The organism is Flavobacterium sp. KH_001, assembly GCF_057840745.1.
In genome coordinates, this window is the sequence record NZ_CM174520.1 from 4917718 (window position 1) to 4934910 (window position 17193).

Annotated in this window: 20 protein-coding genes; 17 read left to right on the plus strand and 3 right to left on the minus strand. The window is 32.7% G+C overall.

From position 1 onward, the window contains the following. Positions 1 to 37: 37 nt before the first annotated feature. The 15 genes from AC3ITQ_RS20815 (at position 38) to AC3ITQ_RS20885 (ending at position 11264) form a co-directional block, all read left to right on the plus strand. Complete coding sequence (locus tag AC3ITQ_RS20815) at positions 38 to 451, plus strand: hypothetical protein (RefSeq protein WP_489236008.1); 414 nt, start codon at positions 38 to 40, stop codon at positions 449 to 451. A gap of 19 nt (positions 452 to 470) precedes the next feature. Then, positions 471 to 686 carry an ArsR family transcriptional regulator gene (locus AC3ITQ_RS20820; RefSeq protein WP_489236009.1) on the plus strand — a complete coding sequence of 72 codons (216 nt, stop codon included), beginning with the start codon at positions 471 to 473 and terminating at the stop codon, positions 684 to 686. Between the two features lie 81 nt (positions 687 to 767). After that, positions 768 to 1136: a nuclear transport factor 2 family protein gene (locus AC3ITQ_RS20825; RefSeq protein ID WP_489236010.1), complete on the plus strand. Its 369-nt coding sequence runs from the start codon at positions 768 to 770 to the stop codon at positions 1134 to 1136. A gap of 112 nt (positions 1137 to 1248) precedes the next feature. Next, positions 1249 to 2298, plus strand: coding sequence for a serine hydrolase domain-containing protein (locus AC3ITQ_RS20830; protein ID WP_489236011.1), 1050 nt, complete (start codon positions 1249 to 1251; stop codon positions 2296 to 2298). A 3-nt stretch (positions 2299 to 2301) separates the two neighbouring features. Next, positions 2302 to 2727: a DUF1801 domain-containing protein gene (locus AC3ITQ_RS20835; protein ID WP_489236012.1), complete on the plus strand. Its 426-nt coding sequence runs from the start codon at positions 2302 to 2304 to the stop codon at positions 2725 to 2727. Between the two features lie 6 nt (positions 2728 to 2733). Continuing rightward, complete coding sequence (locus tag AC3ITQ_RS20840; protein WP_489236013.1) at positions 2734 to 3831, plus strand: MBL fold metallo-hydrolase; 1098 nt, start codon at positions 2734 to 2736, stop codon at positions 3829 to 3831. 1 nt (position 3832) lies between these two features. Beyond that, complete coding sequence (locus AC3ITQ_RS20845; RefSeq protein WP_489236014.1) at positions 3833 to 4363, plus strand: GNAT family N-acetyltransferase; 531 nt, start codon at positions 3833 to 3835, stop codon at positions 4361 to 4363. Between the two features lie 26 nt (positions 4364 to 4389). Next, complete coding sequence (locus AC3ITQ_RS20850) at positions 4390 to 5514, plus strand: lactonase family protein (protein ID WP_489236015.1); 1125 nt, start codon at positions 4390 to 4392, stop codon at positions 5512 to 5514. 212 nt (positions 5515 to 5726) lie between these two features. Beyond that, positions 5727 to 6254, plus strand: coding sequence for a GNAT family N-acetyltransferase (locus AC3ITQ_RS20855; protein WP_489236016.1), 528 nt, complete (start codon positions 5727 to 5729; stop codon positions 6252 to 6254). 2 nt (positions 6255 to 6256) lie between these two features. Then, a complete protein-coding gene (locus tag AC3ITQ_RS20860) occupies positions 6257 to 6838 on the plus strand; it encodes an LOG family protein (protein WP_489236017.1) in 582 nt (193 codons plus the stop codon). An 85-nt stretch (positions 6839 to 6923) separates the two neighbouring features. Continuing rightward, positions 6924 to 8150 (plus strand): tRNA modification GTPase, encoded by a 1227-nt coding sequence (locus AC3ITQ_RS20865; RefSeq protein ID WP_489236018.1) that lies wholly within the window; start codon positions 6924 to 6926, stop codon positions 8148 to 8150. Positions 8151 to 8331: 181 nt separating this feature from the next. After that, positions 8332 to 9525, plus strand: coding sequence for a porin family protein (locus tag AC3ITQ_RS20870; protein ID WP_489236019.1), 1194 nt, complete (start codon positions 8332 to 8334; stop codon positions 9523 to 9525). Between the two features lie 109 nt (positions 9526 to 9634). After that, positions 9635 to 10102 carry an SRPBCC family protein gene (locus AC3ITQ_RS20875; RefSeq protein WP_489236020.1) on the plus strand — a complete coding sequence of 156 codons (468 nt, stop codon included), beginning with the start codon at positions 9635 to 9637 and terminating at the stop codon, positions 10100 to 10102. Between the two features lie 106 nt (positions 10103 to 10208). After that, positions 10209 to 10577, plus strand: coding sequence for an iron chaperone (locus AC3ITQ_RS20880; protein ID WP_489236021.1), 369 nt, complete (start codon positions 10209 to 10211; stop codon positions 10575 to 10577). A gap of 6 nt (positions 10578 to 10583) precedes the next feature. After that, positions 10584 to 11264 carry a 2'-5' RNA ligase family protein gene (locus tag AC3ITQ_RS20885; RefSeq protein WP_489236022.1) on the plus strand — a complete coding sequence of 227 codons (681 nt, stop codon included), beginning with the start codon at positions 10584 to 10586 and terminating at the stop codon, positions 11262 to 11264. Positions 11265 to 11350: 86 nt separating this feature from the next. Here the strand turns inward: AC3ITQ_RS20885 and AC3ITQ_RS20890 are convergent, their stop codons facing one another. The 3 genes from AC3ITQ_RS20890 to AC3ITQ_RS20900 are packed head-to-tail and all read right to left on the minus strand — an operon-like array spanning position 11351 to position 14364. Further along, complete coding sequence (locus AC3ITQ_RS20890; RefSeq protein WP_489236023.1) at positions 11351 to 11710, minus strand: VOC family protein; 360 nt, start codon at positions 11708 to 11710, stop codon at positions 11351 to 11353. A 39-nt stretch (positions 11711 to 11749) separates the two neighbouring features. Then, positions 11750 to 12178: an SMI1/KNR4 family protein gene (locus AC3ITQ_RS20895; RefSeq protein WP_489236024.1), complete on the minus strand. Its 429-nt coding sequence runs from the start codon at positions 12176 to 12178 to the stop codon at positions 11750 to 11752. A 38-nt stretch (positions 12179 to 12216) separates the two neighbouring features. Next, positions 12217 to 14364, minus strand: a complete 2148-nt coding sequence (locus AC3ITQ_RS20900; protein WP_489236025.1) for a cation:proton antiporter — start codon at positions 14362 to 14364, stop codon at positions 12217 to 12219. A 319-nt stretch (positions 14365 to 14683) separates the two neighbouring features. Between AC3ITQ_RS20900 and AC3ITQ_RS20905 the strand changes: the two genes are divergently transcribed. Both AC3ITQ_RS20905 and panB read left to right on the plus strand, forming a co-directional pair. Then, a complete protein-coding gene (locus AC3ITQ_RS20905) occupies positions 14684 to 16111 on the plus strand; it encodes an L-serine ammonia-lyase (RefSeq protein ID WP_489236026.1) in 1428 nt (475 codons plus the stop codon). Between the two features lie 95 nt (positions 16112 to 16206). Next, the gene (gene panB / locus AC3ITQ_RS20910) at positions 16207 to 17025 is read left to right on the plus strand and encodes a 3-methyl-2-oxobutanoate hydroxymethyltransferase (RefSeq protein ID WP_026984628.1); all 819 of its coding nucleotides are present in this window, start codon (positions 16207 to 16209) and stop codon (positions 17023 to 17025) included. Positions 17026 to 17193 lie beyond the last annotated feature (168 nt).

Consider the following 17193-nt stretch of genomic DNA (forward strand, 5'->3'; position numbering starts at 1 on the left):
ATTTTTCATAAATTAGTCCAACTAAAAACCAAAATTTATGAATCCCATTTTAAAAAATACTTTGGCCGTTATTGCTGGCCTTATTGTTGGAAGCATTGTTAACATGAGTATTATTTTAATGAGCGGTTCTATTATTCCTCCCCCAGACGGAGCGGATAATACCACTATGGAAGGTTTGCAAAAAACGATGCATTTGTTTGAACCAAAACATTTTCTTTTCCCTTTTTTGGCACATGCCATCGGAACCTTTGCCGGCGCCCTTACAACGTCTTTAATTGCATTTAATCATAGAACAAAACTCGGTTTAATTATTGGGGCTTTCTTTTTGTTAGGCGGCATTGTGAGCGTTTGTTCTTTGCCTTCGCCAATGTGGTTTACGGTTGTAGATTTAATTTTTGCTTATATTCCAATGGCTTATCTGGCAATTAAACTGGTTAAAAGAAGAGCTTAGAAATTTAATTCTAAAAAAAATGAATGAGAAATCGACTCCCATAAAACCGGCAAAAATGTGTTACGAACATATTGGTGGGAAACTCGGTCAATTGCTTGCAGAAACCTTTGTAGATAAAGGCTGGATTGCCAAAAATAAATCCTCTGATAAACATTTTTACATTACCGAATTAGGTCAAAAAGAATTTGAAAAATTGGGTATTGACACTTCTAAAATCAAATCGGAAGATTTATAAAAAACTTCCTTTCTGTAGCTTTATTTCCTTGAAAACATACCTCTAAATTTCATAACTTAGTTTGTTTTTAATTTTAGAGTCATGACTAAGAAATATATTGCCCAGGAATTTTTAAAACTCTCTGCAAATGGGCATTCACATGAAGCTTTCCGGCTTTATATAGGCGAGAATTTTAAGCATCATAATGCTTATTTTAAAGGTGATGCCAATACTTTGATGATAGCCATGGAAGAATCTTCCAGAAAAAATCCGAATAAGATTTTCAAAATTCATCACGCTTTACGAGATGGCGATTTGGTTGCGGTACATTCCTGTGTTAAACAGAATTCAACTGACCTAGGAACGGCCGTCGTACATATTTTTAGATTTGAAGCAGATAAAATAGTAGAACTTTGGGATTTAGGACAACCGATTCCAAAAGAAACAATTAACGAAAACGGAGTTTTTTAAAAAAAGTTCAGTCGCAATCTCGTTTGACAGTTTGCACTGCTGAAAACTGAGACTGAGGTTGAAACCTGAAACTTGAAACTTGAAACAAATAAACTAAAACCAACTATTCTTAATGAACGCCATTACCCGATTCTCTTCTTTGCTTTCTCTCGTTTTTCTATTTTCTAACTGTAATTCTTTTGCTCAAAAAAAAGATAATTATGCTGCCAAAATAGACAGCTTAATCAAAGTTGCTGATCCTAAATTTAATGGTGTAATTCTGATTGCTCAAAACGGAAAAACAAAATACGAAAAGGCACAAGGCTTTGCCAATTTTGAAACTAAGAAACCTTTAACAATCAACAGCCAATTTGAAATTATGTCGAATAGCAAGTTAATTGCTGCTGTTTTGATTTTATTAGAAGTCGAGAAAGGAAAAATTAATTTACAAGATCCAGTCAAAAAATACCTTCCTGAGCTTACCCAAACATGGGCAGATTCTGTTACGGTTCATCAACTTTTAAATCACACACACGGAATTGTGGACATTAATAAACCTCTTGAATTTAAGCCCGGAACTAATTTTCATTACGGAAATATGAGCTACAGTCTTCTTGGTCAAATTGTTGAGCACACTACAAATAAAAGTTACAGCGAAGTGGTCAATGAACTTTTCAAGAAACTTAAGATGAAGCATACTTTTGCTTATAATCAGGATAAAATTCAAAATTTGACTACTGGATATATAAATAATAAAAACACCTATGAAGCTGTTAAAAAATCCCTTATAACACCTGAAAATTTGGGTGCTGATGGAATTATTTCGACGGTACAAGATTTAGCAATCTGGAACGATAATTTTCATAAAGGAAAAATTCTAAAACCGGAATCGTATCAATCAATCGTTAAACCATCAGTATTATCACAGCATAATTTCTTTGGAAAAGAAAAAGAAGGTTACGGTTACAGCATTCGAACTATTGAAAAAGACACAGTAAAATATCTTGGTCATACAGGTTTAGGTGATGGATTTTCTTCTGTTAATTTGTATTTCCCGGAAAGTGATGTGAGTTTAATTGTTATTGAGAATCAGATGAATGAAGATTCAAATTTGTTTTACGCTTCTGAAAGAAAAATCAAAGATATTTTATTAAAAAGCGATTTAGTTCATCCAAAAAAATAAATCATGGCAAAAAATAAAACTGCAGAAACAGAAACCAGTGTTACAGATTTTATCAACACTTTTGTAGAGGATGAAGCAAAAAGAAATGACGCTTTTGAACTTGTCACAATAATGCAGAAAGAAACCGGTTTTGAACCCAAAATGTGGGGCCCCAGTATTATTGGTTTTGGAAGTTATCATTACAAATATGCTAGTGGACACGAAGGAGACGCGCCTCTTGCAGGGTTCTCGCCAAGAAAGGCGGCTATTTCGCTTTATGTTTATTTGTCTGAAGAAAACAGAGAAGATTTACTTTCTAAATTAGGAAAACATAGAGCTGCGAAAGGTTGTATTTACATCAAAAAACTAAGCGATATTAATGTAGAAATTCTAAAAGAAATGACTTCAGCTTCAGTTGAATATTTACAAAAATTATATCCTTCTAAATAAAAAAACATGATCCTTACACTAATATTACTTTTACTAGCCGTTATTTTTTATTTTTTATATCATCCAAGATTTGGAAAACGACCTTCTGGCGAAAGACTGGCTTTAATACAAAAGTCTCCTCAGTATAAAAATGGAAAATTCGAAAACGAAAGTTTCACCCCTGAACTTGCGGAAGGTTATGGCTATTATGATGTTTTAAATCAATTTTTTTTCAAGAAGGTTGATCGAAAAATTCCATCTGATATTATTCCTTCCGTAAAAACCAATTTAAAAGAATTAGATATAAATCAGGATGTTTTAATCTGGTTTGGACATTCCTCTTACTATATTCAGCTTGAAGGCAAACGTTTTTTAATCGATCCTGTTTTCAGCGGAAACGCCTCTCCTATTTACGGAACTACAAAAGCCTTTAAAGGAACAGATATTTATACGTACGATGATATTCCTGAAATTGATTATTTACTAATCACACATGACCATTATGATCATTTAGATTACAAAACCATTATGGAACTCAAACCAAAAATAAAAAAGATAATCACGGCACTTGGCGTTGGTTCGCATTTTGAATTTTGGGGTTTTTCTTTAGAAAATATTATAGAAAAAGATTGGCATGAAAAAATAGAATTAGATCAGAATTTGACCATTTATACTGCTCCTTCAAGACATTTTTCTGGCAGAAGTATTAAACGCTGTAATACACTTTGGACTTCGTTTGTTTTAGAAACCAAAGATTTTAAAATGTATTTGGGCGGCGACAGCGGTTACGATTCTCACTTTGCAGCAATTGGAGAGAAATACGGTCCTTTTGATATAGTATTAATCGACAATGGGCAATATAATCGGGCATGGAAATACATTCACAATTTACCGGAAGATGTAATAAAAGCTATGAAAGACTTAAATGCTAAAAGAGTATTTCCGGTTCATAATTCAAAATTCCCTTTATCTCTGCATTCCTGGGATGAACCTCTGATTAAAGTAACCGAATTGAATAGTTTATCCGAAAATCCGATTCCGTTGATTACACCGAAGATTGGAGAAATAGTAGAATTGAAAAATGAAAAACAGGAATTTAAACAATGGTGGAAAGGAATAAATTAAAATGACAAAATCTCAATATAAAATTAGAAATGCCTTTCCTTCAGAATTTGAGGCAATAGGAAAATTACTTATTAGTGTTTATTCGCAATTAGATGGTTTTCCAAAAGAAAATGAACAACCTAATTATTACAAAATGCTGGCTAATATTGGCGATTTTACCAACCATGCGGAAACGGAACTTTTAGTAGCGGTTGATAATAATGATACAATTCTTGGCGCAGTCGTTTATTTTAATGACATGCAATATTACGGTTCAGGCGGAATTGCAACTAAGGAAAAAAATACTGCTGGATTTCGATTATTAGGCGTAGATAACGACGCACGAGGAAAAGGAATTGGTAAACTATTGACCCAGGAATGTATTAGAAAAGCAACTCAAAATAGTTTAAACCAAGTTATCATTCACTCCACTTTAGCCATGCAAACTGCCTGGAGAATGTATGAGAATCTTGGATTTAAACACTCTGAAGATTTAGATTTCATGCAGGGAGAATTAGCCGTTTTTGGCTTCAGATTAAAAATTATTAACTAAAAAATTAATTTCCAAAAAACAATACTTTGAAACTAAAAGCAATCTTTCTAACACTTGCCTTTCTTACAACTTCAGCTATTTTTTCTCAAAATACTTACGTCTTCTTGGGCAGTTACAATAAAGATAAAAACGCCGAATCAATTCAGATATATCAATTAGATACTTTAAAAGGAAAACTGACTAAAGTGACTTCTGCAAAAAATGTCATAAATCCATCGTATTTAACCGTTTCTCCAAATGGAAAATATGTGTATGCCTGCACCGAAACCAAAACGCCAAATGATGGAAATGTCAGCAGTTTTGAATTTAATACTGAAAATAAAACACTGACCTTTTTAAACAAACACAAAAGCGGCGGCGAAAATCCGGTTTATGTTTCTGTTCATAAAAGTGGTAAATGGTTGGTTAATGCGAATTACACAGAAGGAAGTGTTTCCGTTCATCCGTTATTAGAAAATGGAAAAATAGATTCGCTTGCGCAGAATTTTCAATATACAGACGGAAGCGCTCATAAGGAAAGGCAAACTAGATCGCATATACATTCGGCTGTCTTTTCGCCTCAGAATGACTATCTATTTTTACCTGATTTAGGTGCAGATAAAATACGCTGTTATCGTTTTGATGAAACTCTGAAAAAACCTTTAGTCGAAACAAAAAATCCGTTTATGAAAACCGATTTAGAAGCCGGTCCAAGACATTTTACTTTTCATCCGAATCAGAAATTTGGTTATTGTATTGAAGAAATGGCTGGTGCGATTAGTGTGTATCAATACGATAATGGAACATTGAACAAAATTCAACACATCAATACGCACCCGGATAAAATTACAAAAGGTTTTGAAAGTTCAGACATTCATATTTCACCCGATGGAAAATTTCTATACGCTACAAACCGCGGAAAAGAAAACAACATCGCTATTTTTTCTATTGATGAAAATGGTATTTTACAAAACATTGGTTATCAATCAACTTTAGGAAAACATCCGAGAATTTTTGCTCTTGATGAAAGCGGAAAATTCCTTGTTGCCAGCAATGTAATAACCGGTAATGTGGTAGTTTTTAAAAGAAATGAAAAAACAGGTCTGCTAAAGAAAACTGGAAACGAGATTAAAATGGAAAACGTTTCTTGTGTTCAGATTAAAAGGATATAAATAATTATAAAGATTTGTCGTCTTTTTTTGTCATTTCGACGAAGGAGAAATCCCCGTAAGTAGATCGACAAAGATTGTCCGCATTTCTGTGCGGAATTACTTGCGGGGATTCCTCGTACCTCGGAATGACAAACTTTGTGGTTAATTATCCTACAACAGCAAAAAAATGAATTTAATCCTTTAATCTGTAGCAAAAATTAAAAACAATAGAAATGAAAAATCAAGAATTCAATTTACAACCAGAAATCTTAGAAGACAATATAACCAAATTAGTTCCCCTCAAGGAAACCGATTTTGATGCACTATTTGAAATAGCTTCAGATCCTTTGCTTTGGGAACAACATCCTATAAAAGACCGTTATAAAAAAGAAGTTTTTCAAACTTTTTTTGATGCGGCTTTGAGTTCTAAAAGTGGCTTTTTAATTCTGGATGCGGTTAATGATGAAGTAATAGGCACTACCCGATTCTATGATTACAAACCGGAAAATTCAAGTATTGCGATTGGTTACACTTTTATTGGCCGAAAATACTGGGGTGGACTTTATAATAAATCGAATAAAAAATTATTGATTGATTACGCTTTTCAGCATGTAGATTCGGTATTTTTTCACATTGGAGCTGAAAATTTCCGTTCTCAAAAAGCAGTTTTAAAATTAGGTGCGACAAAAGTAAACGAGATGAATTTCCCACCTACTCCCGATGGCATTTTACATTATGAATATGAATTAAAAGAAGAATAAAAATGAAAAGGATAACTGTTTTTTGCGGCTCAAGTTCTGGAACTGAAGCAATTTATACAGAGCAAGCCACATTACTTGGCGAAACATTTGCAAAAGAACACATAGAACTCGTTTACGGTGGCGCAAACGTAGGCTTGATGGGCGCAGTAGCCGATGGAGTTTTAAATAATGGAGGAAAAGCAATTGGTGTTCTTCCAATTTTTTTAAGATCAAAAGAAATCGCGCATCTGGGTTTAACCGAATTAATTTTGGTAGAAAGCATGCACGAAAGAAAAACCAAAATGAATGATTTATGCGATGGTGTAATTGCACTTCCGGGTGGTTTTGGAACGCTGGAAGAACTTTTTGAAATGATAACATGGGCACAATTAGGGCTTCATAAAAAACCAATCGCTATTTTAAATATTAATGGGTTTTATGATTCCTTAATTGAACTAACCGAAAACATGGTCGAAAAAGGTTTGTTGAAAGAAGCGAATCAAAAAATGCTTTTAGTTAGTGATACTATTTCCGATTTATTAGATAAAATGAGGAATTATACACCTCCAACAGTTGGGAAATGGATTGATAATCAGAAAGTTTAATTAGAGTACAAAATTAGTTCTTTGTAGTAAAAATATTTCATATATATTTGCGCAAAACTCAAAAACTAATTAACTAAACCCCAGAATGAAGAATAAATTACTTATTTGCTTACTTTTTCTTTTAAGCTTTCAAACGTACTCACAAATTATATTTGAAAAAGGATATTTTGTTGACAATACTGATAAAAAAACAACTTGCTTAATTAAAAACTTTGATTGGAGCAATAATCCAACAGAAATTCAATATAAGTTAGACGAACAAGATCAGCCCATAAGTATTTCAATAGCACAAATAAAAGCATTCGGAATTGACAATCAATCCAAATACGAGCGATTTACTGTGGATATAGACAAATCTACTCAGGTAATTAGCAACATGAATTATGATAAAAACCCTGAATTCAAAAAGGAGACGGCGCTATTAAAAGTTTTATTAGAGGGGAAAGCTAGTTTATTTGAGTATATTTCAGGCAATACCAAGCGTTATTTTTTCAAAACAGATACGTTGTCAATTACTCAGCTGGTTTATAAATCTTATAAAACTTCTGAAGAGCAGATTGCACAAAACAATCAATACAAACAGCAATTATGGATGACTTTAAAATGTGATAATATTGCTATTAATGACGTTGAAAAACTTAGTTACAAAAAAAGTAGTCTGCTGAAATTTTTCACAAAGTATAATAAATGTGGTAACTCCGAATATACCGTTTTTGAATCTAAAGAAAAAAGAGATTTATTCAATCTAAACATTAGACCAGGAATTACCACTTCTGTAATATCAATTAGTAATCCCTCAATGTCAACACCTGATTACGATAGAGATTTCGACAATAAAATTGGCTTTCGCTTTGGTCTTGAAGCCGAGTTTATTTTACCAATAAATAAAAACAAATGGGCTTTAATTTTTGAACCGACTTATGTAGGAGGGTATAAAGCAGAAAAATCCAGATTAGATTCAAAAACAAAGGAAGAATTAAAAGGAAATATTGAATACAGCTCAATCGAATTACCAATTGGAGTACGATACTATATGTTTTTAAACAGCAATTCTAGTCTATTTATCAACGGGCAAGTCGTTATAGAACACGCAATTAATTCAGAAGCTTATGTTGAATATTCTACACAGAGAAATACTACTCTTGAGCTAAAGCCAACTACTAGCTTTACATTTGGTTTAGGATATAAATTAAAGAAAAAGTACAGTGTCGAATTTAGAGCCAATTTTGGCAAGAATGTTCTTGACAATTACAGAGAATGGAATTCTAACTATAAGTTATTCGCTTTAACTTTTGGTTATTCTATATTTTAAGAACCATAACAAAGGAAAGAGCTTTATATAAATATTTAAAACTCTTTCTCTTGTGAAATTATTTTAATATAAACTATCTCAATAGTATTTTATTCAAAATAATTTCCAAATAAATATAATTGATTTCTACAATAGCCTATTCTCTCCTAAATGAAAGAATTACAAAACAATTAAGATCCAAATGATAAAAAAAATACCTTTTTTTCTTTTTCTTTTTCTTTTTTTTACAATACCTTTTTATTCGCAAATTACATTTGAAAAAGGTTACTATGTCGATAATAACAATAATAAAATATCATGTTTAATTAAAAACCTAGATTGGGCAAATAATCCAACAGAACTTCTATATAAAATAGAAGAACAAGGCTCTCTAAAAAGCATTTTCATAGAAGATATTAAAGAATTTGGAATTGATAATGAGTCAAAATACGAACGATTTAATGTAGAAATCGACCGCTCATCTGAAGAGGTCAGAGAAATGAAGTATGAAAACTATCCTATATTTAAAAATGAAATGTTACTGCTAAAAGTTTTAGTCGAGGGAAAAGCAACTCTATATGAGTACAATAGCGCAAATTTAACTCGTTTCTTTTTTAAAACTGATTCATCCCGGATTACCCAGTTAATTTATAAATCTTACAAAATTTCGGAAACACAGATTGGAAAAAACATTCAATTTAGACAGCAATTATGGACCGCGTTAAAATGCGACAATATGCTTATAGAAGAAGCTGAAAATCTAAATTACAAACAAGATGACTTGTTTGATTTTTTTATAAAATTTAATAAATGCAGCAATTCAGAATTTATTGATTTTAAAAACAAAAAAAAGAAAGACTTATTTAATCTTAATATAAGACCAGGAATTACAAATTCCAGCTTGTCTCTTGCAAACCAATCTTCTTATAATTTTGACAACAAGACTGGATTTAGATTAGGTCTAGAAGCTGAATTTGTTTTACCTTCCAATAAAAACAAATGGGCTATAATCATCGAACCTATTTATCATAATTTCGAAACAGAAGTGACACAAAATGATTTGACAAGCAAAATTGACTATAAAACTGTTGAATTCCCTTTAGGACTGAGATATTACATGTTCTTGAACAATAACTCTAAGTTTTTTGTAAATGCCCAATATGTCATTGTTCATTTCGTAAATTCAACAGCTTATTTTGGAGAAAATAAATATAAAAATAATGAAATGGAAATTGTACCTAGCAGTAGTCTTTATATGGGCCTAGGATATAAATACCAAAATAAATACAGTGCAGAATTTAGAATGAATTTCAAAAAAAATATCTTAGAAAGCTACTTCTTTGAAACTTCTACATACAGATCTTTTTCATTGGTTTTTGGATATACCATATTTTAAGAATAAGATCTTTATTGTAAAGCTCTTTTTTAATTTATTGAACATAAATGATTTTTTCATAACTTAGTTATCCTTGAAAAAATAAGTTTCACAATCCACAACTAAAAAAATGAAACCAGAAAATAATAAATTCGCAAAAGCAGAAATGCTTATTAGAAAACCTGTTTCAGAAGTTTTTCAGGCTTTTACTGATCCGGAAATCACAAGCAAATTCTGGTTTACAAAAGGCTCAGGCAAATTAAAACAAGATAAAAAAACAGAATGGACCTGGGAAATGTATGGTTTTTCATTAACCGTCACGACCCATGTTTTACAGGAAAATAAAAAAATTGTAATCGAATGGGGAACTCCTGAAGAAAGCACTTTGGTCGAATGGGTTTTCACGCCATTAAACGAAAATGAAACTTTTGTAAGCATAACAAATTCAGGTTTTAAAGGAGATTCAGATAAAATAATTGATCAGGTTCGTAATTCTACTGAAGGCTTTACATTGGTTTTAGCCGGAGCAAAAGCGTATTTAGAACATCATATTTTATTAAATTTAGTTTTGGATCGTTTTCCTAAGGGACTTGCGTAAAAGTTAATTTTGTTTCAAGTTTCAAGTTCTTCAGCAACCTGAAACTTGACCCGAGGCTGGAAGCCAAATTGGCGAAGCACACCTGAAATTAAAAAACAAAAGAAATATGGATATCAAAAAACCAGCAAATATTGACGAATACATTGGTGCTTTTCCAAATGACGTTCAGGAAATTCTTGAAAAAGTTAGAATGACGATTCAAAAAGCAGCTCCGGATGCTACCGAGAAAATCAGTTATTCGATGCCGGCTTTTGAGCAAAACGGAATTGTAGTTTACTTTGCCGCCTTTAAAAATCATATTGGTTTGTATGCTTTGCCGAGCGGACATGAAGCTTTTCAGGAAGAACTTTCACAATATAAATCAGGAAAAGGTTCTGTACAATTTCCTTTAAATCAACAAATGCCTTTTGATTTGATTACCAAGATTGTAAAATTCAGGGTTAAAGAAAATTTGGAGAAAGCGAAAAAGAAATAAGTCTCAATGAATTTAGAAGAACATTACAATCAACTTTATAAAACATCTTCTAAAGTAATTTTAGAAGAAAATTATAAAATTGACAATCAAATAAATGACGCATCGGATTCCCGATTCGGAATTACACTTTTGATTCGTCCAAGCGATGAAATCAAAGCTGAAATTCAGTTGTTTTTAAATGAATTAATAGAAGTTGATTCCCAACAATACTATTATCCTAATTCAGACATTCATATTACGGTAATGTCCATTATTTCCTGTTCTGAAGGTTTTACTTTGGATAATATCAGGATTGAAGAATATATCGAAATCATTCAAAAAAGTTTAATTGATGTACATAAAATCAGCATCAATTTTAAAGGCGTTACAGCCTCTCCTTCCGCAATAATGATTCAGGGGTTTCCAACGGATGAATCTTTGAATGTTTTACGGGATAAATTGCGTGAGAACTTCAAAAAATCAACTTTACAGCAAAGCATCGACAGCCGTTATGCCATTGCAACTGCACATTCAACGGTTCTGAGATTTCAGGAAAAACTAGAAAATCCGGAGAAACTAATGGCTGTTGTAGAAAAATTTCGAGATTACGATTTTGGAGAATTTACAGTTGATAAACTCGAATTAGTTTATAATGATTGGTATCAGCGCAAAAGCAATACTATTAATCTTGCTGATTTCTATTTATAGCTTTCGCCACTAATTTACACTAATTAAAAATATTTATCCAAAAATAAAATTCGCGAAAATTTGTGAAATTCGTGGCAAACTTTCTTTTACTTAAACTTCCCAAAATGCCATAATACACCAGAAGGATCGTGTAAAAAACATTCGCTTCCCCAATCTAAATGACGCGTTGGAGTTAATTTCACTCCATATTTTTCTGTTAGATTTAAAGCCAAAAGTTCTTGATAATAACGATCGACATCATCAACTTCTAAGAAAATCATGGTGTTTTCAATCCATTCTTTGGCATAATAATCCTGAAGATAAAAGGCAATTTCTCCAGTTTTGAAAACGGAAAATTTGGGATCTAACACAACTTCTTTGAAACCTAAATCGCGATAGAAACTTCTGGAGATTTCGAAATCTTTGGCTCCTATGAATGGTCTGATGGATTGGGCTTTGTGCTGCATTTTTTTTCAGGTTTAAAATTCAAGAAGTTTTTAGTAAAATTAAGAAAACCAATCAATTCCATTATCCAAACGAACAAGAAAATCTGTAAAAGAAGAACCGATTTCAATATGATATTTGCTATTCAAATCAATAAAAGGTGAGAGAATTATTTTGACATTCTGGTTTTGATCCAATGTTATTCCAATGAATTCTCCACTTCCATTTGAACCAATTCCAATCGTTTGATTTAATTCTTCTACTATGTTATAATTTTTATTGGTTTTAATGATTTCTTCTAAACTCCAAAGGTTTATAAATTCAACACCAATAAACTGATCTATTCCATGATAGTTCTCAAGATAAAAGATATAATCTTCGGGAAGTTTCAATTTCGAGTATAATTCAATATCAATTACTTCGACAGCTGAATTTACATCTCTTTTTGGAAAACTATATTTTTCAATTATTCTTTCTAGATCTTCGGTCATAATTTACTTTTGGAGCTTTTTTTTGAAAACTCTTTTTCTTACCCCTTCTTCAAAATATTCCCCAAACCTCGACCAATCTGCTCAATTGCTTCAAGACCTTTGGTTAATGGTGTCGCAGTAAAATCTTCATAAGCATCCATAGAAGTTACTTTGTTATCGTCTTGCGGATAAACTAAAATCAGATTGTTTTCGCTGAATGATTTTTCGAATTTTTGAGGTAGTTTATCAAAGATCGATTGGTACGAAACAGAACCTTTTCTGGATAAATTAAAAACAATCAAATCGGTTGGTTTAATTTCATCTGAGATTGCATCGAAATCATCCCAGTCTAAAATACTTTTGAAACCCAGTTTAGCATTCAGCTTCAAATAATTAGCAATTTGCTGAATTGACTGATGTGTTTTATATTCAGCATAAATCACAATCGGAATACTTAATTCCTGTGATAAGCGACAGATTTTTTGAATCAAAAGTTGAAATCCTACTCCTCTTTCAGAGAAAGGCGGACAAATGAAAACCAATCTTTTCTCTTCTATAAATGTCTTTTCAAAACGACAGATAAACAAACTTTTATCAACGTTATTAATAATTGAATCTACATTTTCACCAAAAATTTTATCTAAGAAACCTGTTTTTCTCGGCCATCCCACAATCACAATATCCGACATGATTTCTTTTGAAGTCCTGGCAATACCACTCGCAGGATTGTGGTCTATTCTTGCAATTGTATTGATTTTTACTTCTGAAGCCGAGCCCTGAATTACGAATTTATCAACTGCTTTTCGGTATCTTAAAATATTTTTTTCAGCCTGATCGTTATTCGGTACAATCGTCAACAACGTAATCGGGTTTGATGATTTTTTATCTTTAATCAAAAGTGCAAAATCTAACAAACTTGATGTTGCAGACGTTTTGGCAAGCGGAATTAAAATATGCTCGTCTAAAATCTGATCCTGATGCGCATCTTCATGGGAAACTTCTTCTTCGCAGATTGCAATTTTTTTCGCTGCTTTTTCTGTAGCAAAAGAAGCTACGATACAGGTAATTAAAATTAAGATAATAGTTCCATTTAAGATATTTTCATCCAGAATTTTAGCTTTATATCCTACTAAAATAACCGCTAAAGTAGCTGCGGCATGTGCACTGCTCAATCCAAAAATAAGCTGTCTTTCGGTTTTGGTATATTTAAAAACAATTTGAGTAAAAAACGCGGCGAACCACTTTCCGAAAATCGCGACTACGCTCAATGTTCCTGCTACAATCAATGCTGTCGGACCGCTTAAAATCACACTAATATCAACCAACATTCCCACAGAAATAAGGAAAAACGGAATAAACAATGAATTACCAATAAACTCAATTCTGTTCATTAAGGCTGATGATTGTGGAATCAAAGGATTCAGAGCCAAACCTGCAACGAAAGCACCAATAATAGGTTCTACTCCTGCCACTTGCGCTAAAAATGCCGCAAAGAAAACAACAGATAATACAAAAATATAATGCGCATGCTTTTCACTTTCCAGTTTCTTAAAAAACCATTTCGCAATTCTTGGAATAACCAAAAACATAATAGCAGAAAAAATAATCAATGAAGCGGTTAGTTTCAACCAAAAAGCCTGATTCAGATTCCCTTCACTGCTTCCCATAATAACGGCCAGAATAATCAAAACTGCGGTGTCGGTCAAAATAGTTCCTCCCACTGTAATGGCAACTGCCTGATTTTTTGCTATACCTAGTTTACTCACAATTGGATATGCAACCAATGTGTGCGTTGCAAACATACTTGCTGTTAAAAAACTGGCATTAAAATCATATTTTAAAAGGTAAAAACAAACGGGAAAACCAATAGAAAGGGGAAAAATAAAAGTAAAAAAACCAAATAATAAACTCTTGTTTTTGTTGGCTTTAAACTCATTCATATCGAGTTCCAGACCGGCAATAAACATAATATAAAGAAGTCCAATAGTTGAGAATAAATCTACTGCCGAATTTTTAGCCAAAATATTAAGTCCGTGAGGGCCAATAATTACTCCTGAAATAATCAAACCTATAATTCCGGGAATATTAATTTTCTTCAGTAAAATTGGCGATAATAAAATTATAAAAAGTATTAATGAAAAAATCAATACTGGATTGCTAAGTGGCAGTTCAAACTCTTCTAATAAATTCCTGAAAAATTCTATCATAATGTGGTTTTAGCTCCTGTGTGGTATATCAATTGTCTTGAAAAAGACATTTTCAGCATTCATACAAAATACCCAAAGTAGCAGTTTATTTCGATTATTAAAAACTAAAAAAATCAGTCTTTTCTAGTAATAGCTATTTACAAAAATACCTAAAAAAATCCCGAACTTTTTATGAAAGACCGATATTAAGTAATTAAATTTACTTCTTTGCCAAATTATTAATATTTAATATTTATTTTAACAAAACTGCAACATTAACAATCAAAAATAAATCATCATTGCATTATTCAATTATCTTTGTCTTAATAAAAATTGTACAATGGAAGAATGTATCTCTGTTTTTGATATGCTTAAAATTGGCGTTGGCCCTTCAAGTTCGCATACTTTGGGACCGTGGCGCGCTGCAGAACGTTTTTTAGAAGAGTTAAAAAACGAATCTATTTTAGAACAAGTTACCAGAGTCAAAGTTGATCTATATGGTTCACTTTCCTTAACCGGCAAGGGTCACGCTACTGATTTGGCCGTTATGCTTGGTTTAAGTGGCCAGGATCCTGAATATATTCCGGTCGACAATATTGCAGGAATCATTAAAACGATCGAAACCAAAAATGAAATCGTTTTAGGAAATCAGATTACGATTCCGTTTTATTTTCTTCAGGATATTGTTTTCAACAAAGATTTTCTTCCTTTTCATGCTAACGGATTAAAATTCACTGCATATAAAGCTGATGATTCTGAATATGAATCTACTTTTTACTCTATTGGAGGAGGTTTTGTTGTCAAAGAAGAACGTACCAATGCCAAGATCAAAGAAGAAATTAAATGTGCTTTTCCGTTTCCGATTCAAAATGCGGTAGAGCTTTTAAATTATACTATTTCAGAAAACAAATTGATCTCAGAGATTGTTTATGACAATGAAAAATCGATGCGTCCGGAAGAAGAAATTCACTCGGAATTAATGCGTATCTGGAATACGATGTTAGAATGTATGTATATTGGCTGTCATACAGGAGGAATTCTTCCTGGTGGATTACATGTTCGCCGAAGAGCTTTTGATATGCATCAGAATTTAATTGGTCTTGCCAATTATGACAACCCACAATCCTGGCTGGAAGAAATCAGAAAAACCGAAGTTAAATTCCGCCAAATATTAAAATGGGTAAGCTGTTTTGCACTTGCCGTGAATGAAGTAAATGCTTCTTTAGGGCGCGTTGTTACTGCTCCAACTAATGGAAGCGCTGGTGTAATTCCGGCTGTTTTAATGTATTATTTGGTAATTGAAAACCATAATGCGGGCGAAAAAGAAATCAAACAATTTTTGATGGTTGCCGGAGAAATTGGAAGTATCTTCAAAAAAGGATCGACTATATCTGCCGCTATGGGTGGTTGTCAGGCTGAAATTGGTGTTTCGTCATCAATGGCTGCGGCGGCACTGTGCGAATTAATGGGCGGAAGTCCTGCCCAGGTATTGATGGCTGCCGAAATTGCAATGGAACATCACCTTGGTTTGACTTGCGATCCGATTGGCGGTTTGGTTCAGATTCCGTGTATTGAAAGAAATACAATGGGTGCCATAAAAGCCATCAATGCAGCCGAACTGGCTTTAGAAACCGATTCTAAAAATGCAAAAGTACCTTTGGATAAAGTAATTAACACCATGTGGCAAACCGCTAAAGATATGAATTCCAAATACAAGGAAACTTCTGAAGGCGGATTGGCAATTGCAGTTAATATGGCCGATTGTTAGAATATATTACTTAATTTTGCAGTCAAAAAATTTTCGTTTTAAAAGTACATGCTGCTTTTAAAACTATTCAAAAAAAACTAAAACTTACTTATATAATGTCAGTTGCTAAAAAAGATTATAAAAGAATCACTACCAAATCACTAATCGAAATGAAAAGCAATGGAGAAAAAATCTCCATGCTTACCGCGTATGATTACACAATGGCTAAAATTGTTGATACCGCAGGAGTTGATGTGATTTTAGTGGGAGATTCTGCATCAAATGTTATGGCTGGTCACGAAACAACTTTGCCTATTACTTTAGATCAAATGATATACCACGCTTCATCTGTTGTTCGTGCTGTCGAAAGAGCATTGGTTGTAGTCGATTTACCTTTTGGAAGTTACCAATCAGATCCTAAAGAAGCTTTGCGTTCTGCGATCAGAATCATGAAAGAAAGCGGAGGACATGCTGTAAAATTAGAAGGTGGAAAAGAAATTAAAGAATCAATCAAAAAAATATTAAACGCGGGAATTCCGGTAATGGGACACTTGGGTTTAACACCACAATCTATCTATAAATTCGGGACTTACAGTGTTCGTGCAAAAGAAGATGAAGAGGCTGAAAAATTGATTGAAGATGCCAAAATGCTTGAAAAAATAGGTTGTTTCGGAGTGGTTCTTGAAAAAATTCCAGCCGATTTAGCAAAAAAAGTAGCAGAAAGCATTTCGATTCCGGTTATTGGTATTGGAGCGGGTGGCGCCGTTGACGGACAAGTTTTGGTTATTCATGATATGTTAGGAATGAACAATGAATTCAGCCCAAGATTTTTACGTCGTTATTTAAACTTATACGAACAAATGACTACAGCAATTGGTCAGTATGCGGCTGATGTTAAGTCTAGTGATTTTCCGAACGAAAAAGAACAGTATTAATTTTTAAGGTACTAAGGTTCTAAGTTGCTAAGATTCTAAGGTTTCTTTTTTAGGTACAAAGGTTCAAAGCAACAAAGGTTCAAAGGTTTTAAAATTGAATAGCCTCCAGCTTTAGCTGGAGGACTTTTTTTTTCATCTAAAAAAGGCTTTAGCCAAATTCTTTCCATC

Bases quoted from the DNA above. Each gene is read 5' to 3' on its own strand.
- AC3ITQ_RS20825 (WP_489236010.1), top strand. From the start codon at position 768: ATGACTAAGAAATATATTGCCCAGGAATTTTTAAAACTCTCTGCAAAT.
- AC3ITQ_RS20875 (WP_489236020.1), top strand. From the start codon at position 9,635: ATGAAACCAGAAAATAATAAATTCGCAAAAGCAGAAATGCTTATTAGA.
- AC3ITQ_RS20830 (WP_489236011.1), top strand. From the start codon at position 1,249: ATGAACGCCATTACCCGATTCTCTTCTTTGCTTTCTCTCGTTTTTCTA.
- AC3ITQ_RS20905 (WP_489236026.1), top strand. From the start codon at position 14,684: ATGGAAGAATGTATCTCTGTTTTTGATATGCTTAAAATTGGCGTTGGC.
- AC3ITQ_RS20890 (WP_489236023.1), bottom strand. From the start codon at position 11,710: ATGCAGCACAAAGCCCAATCCATCAGACCATTCATAGGAGCCAAAGAT.
- panB (WP_026984628.1), top strand. From the start codon at position 16,207: ATGTCAGTTGCTAAAAAAGATTATAAAAGAATCACTACCAAATCACTA.
- AC3ITQ_RS20885 (WP_489236022.1), top strand. From the start codon at position 10,584: ATGAATTTAGAAGAACATTACAATCAACTTTATAAAACATCTTCTAAA.
- AC3ITQ_RS20870 (WP_489236019.1), top strand. From the start codon at position 8,332: ATGATAAAAAAAATACCTTTTTTTCTTTTTCTTTTTCTTTTTTTTACA.
- AC3ITQ_RS20840 (WP_489236013.1), top strand. From the start codon at position 2,734: ATGATCCTTACACTAATATTACTTTTACTAGCCGTTATTTTTTATTTT.
- AC3ITQ_RS20835 (WP_489236012.1), top strand. From the start codon at position 2,302: ATGGCAAAAAATAAAACTGCAGAAACAGAAACCAGTGTTACAGATTTT.
- AC3ITQ_RS20820 (WP_489236009.1), top strand. From the start codon at position 471: ATGAATGAGAAATCGACTCCCATAAAACCGGCAAAAATGTGTTACGAA.
- AC3ITQ_RS20845 (WP_489236014.1), top strand. From the start codon at position 3,833: ATGACAAAATCTCAATATAAAATTAGAAATGCCTTTCCTTCAGAATTT.
- AC3ITQ_RS20900 (WP_489236025.1), bottom strand. From the start codon at position 14,364: ATGATAGAATTTTTCAGGAATTTATTAGAAGAGTTTGAACTGCCACTT.
- AC3ITQ_RS20860 (WP_489236017.1), top strand. From the start codon at position 6,257: ATGAAAAGGATAACTGTTTTTTGCGGCTCAAGTTCTGGAACTGAAGCA.
- AC3ITQ_RS20895 (WP_489236024.1), bottom strand. From the start codon at position 12,178: ATGACCGAAGATCTAGAAAGAATAATTGAAAAATATAGTTTTCCAAAA.
- AC3ITQ_RS20815 (WP_489236008.1), top strand. From the start codon at position 38: ATGAATCCCATTTTAAAAAATACTTTGGCCGTTATTGCTGGCCTTATT.
- AC3ITQ_RS20880 (WP_489236021.1), top strand. From the start codon at position 10,209: ATGGATATCAAAAAACCAGCAAATATTGACGAATACATTGGTGCTTTT.
- AC3ITQ_RS20865 (WP_489236018.1), top strand. From the start codon at position 6,924: ATGAAGAATAAATTACTTATTTGCTTACTTTTTCTTTTAAGCTTTCAA.
- AC3ITQ_RS20855 (WP_489236016.1), top strand. From the start codon at position 5,727: ATGAAAAATCAAGAATTCAATTTACAACCAGAAATCTTAGAAGACAAT.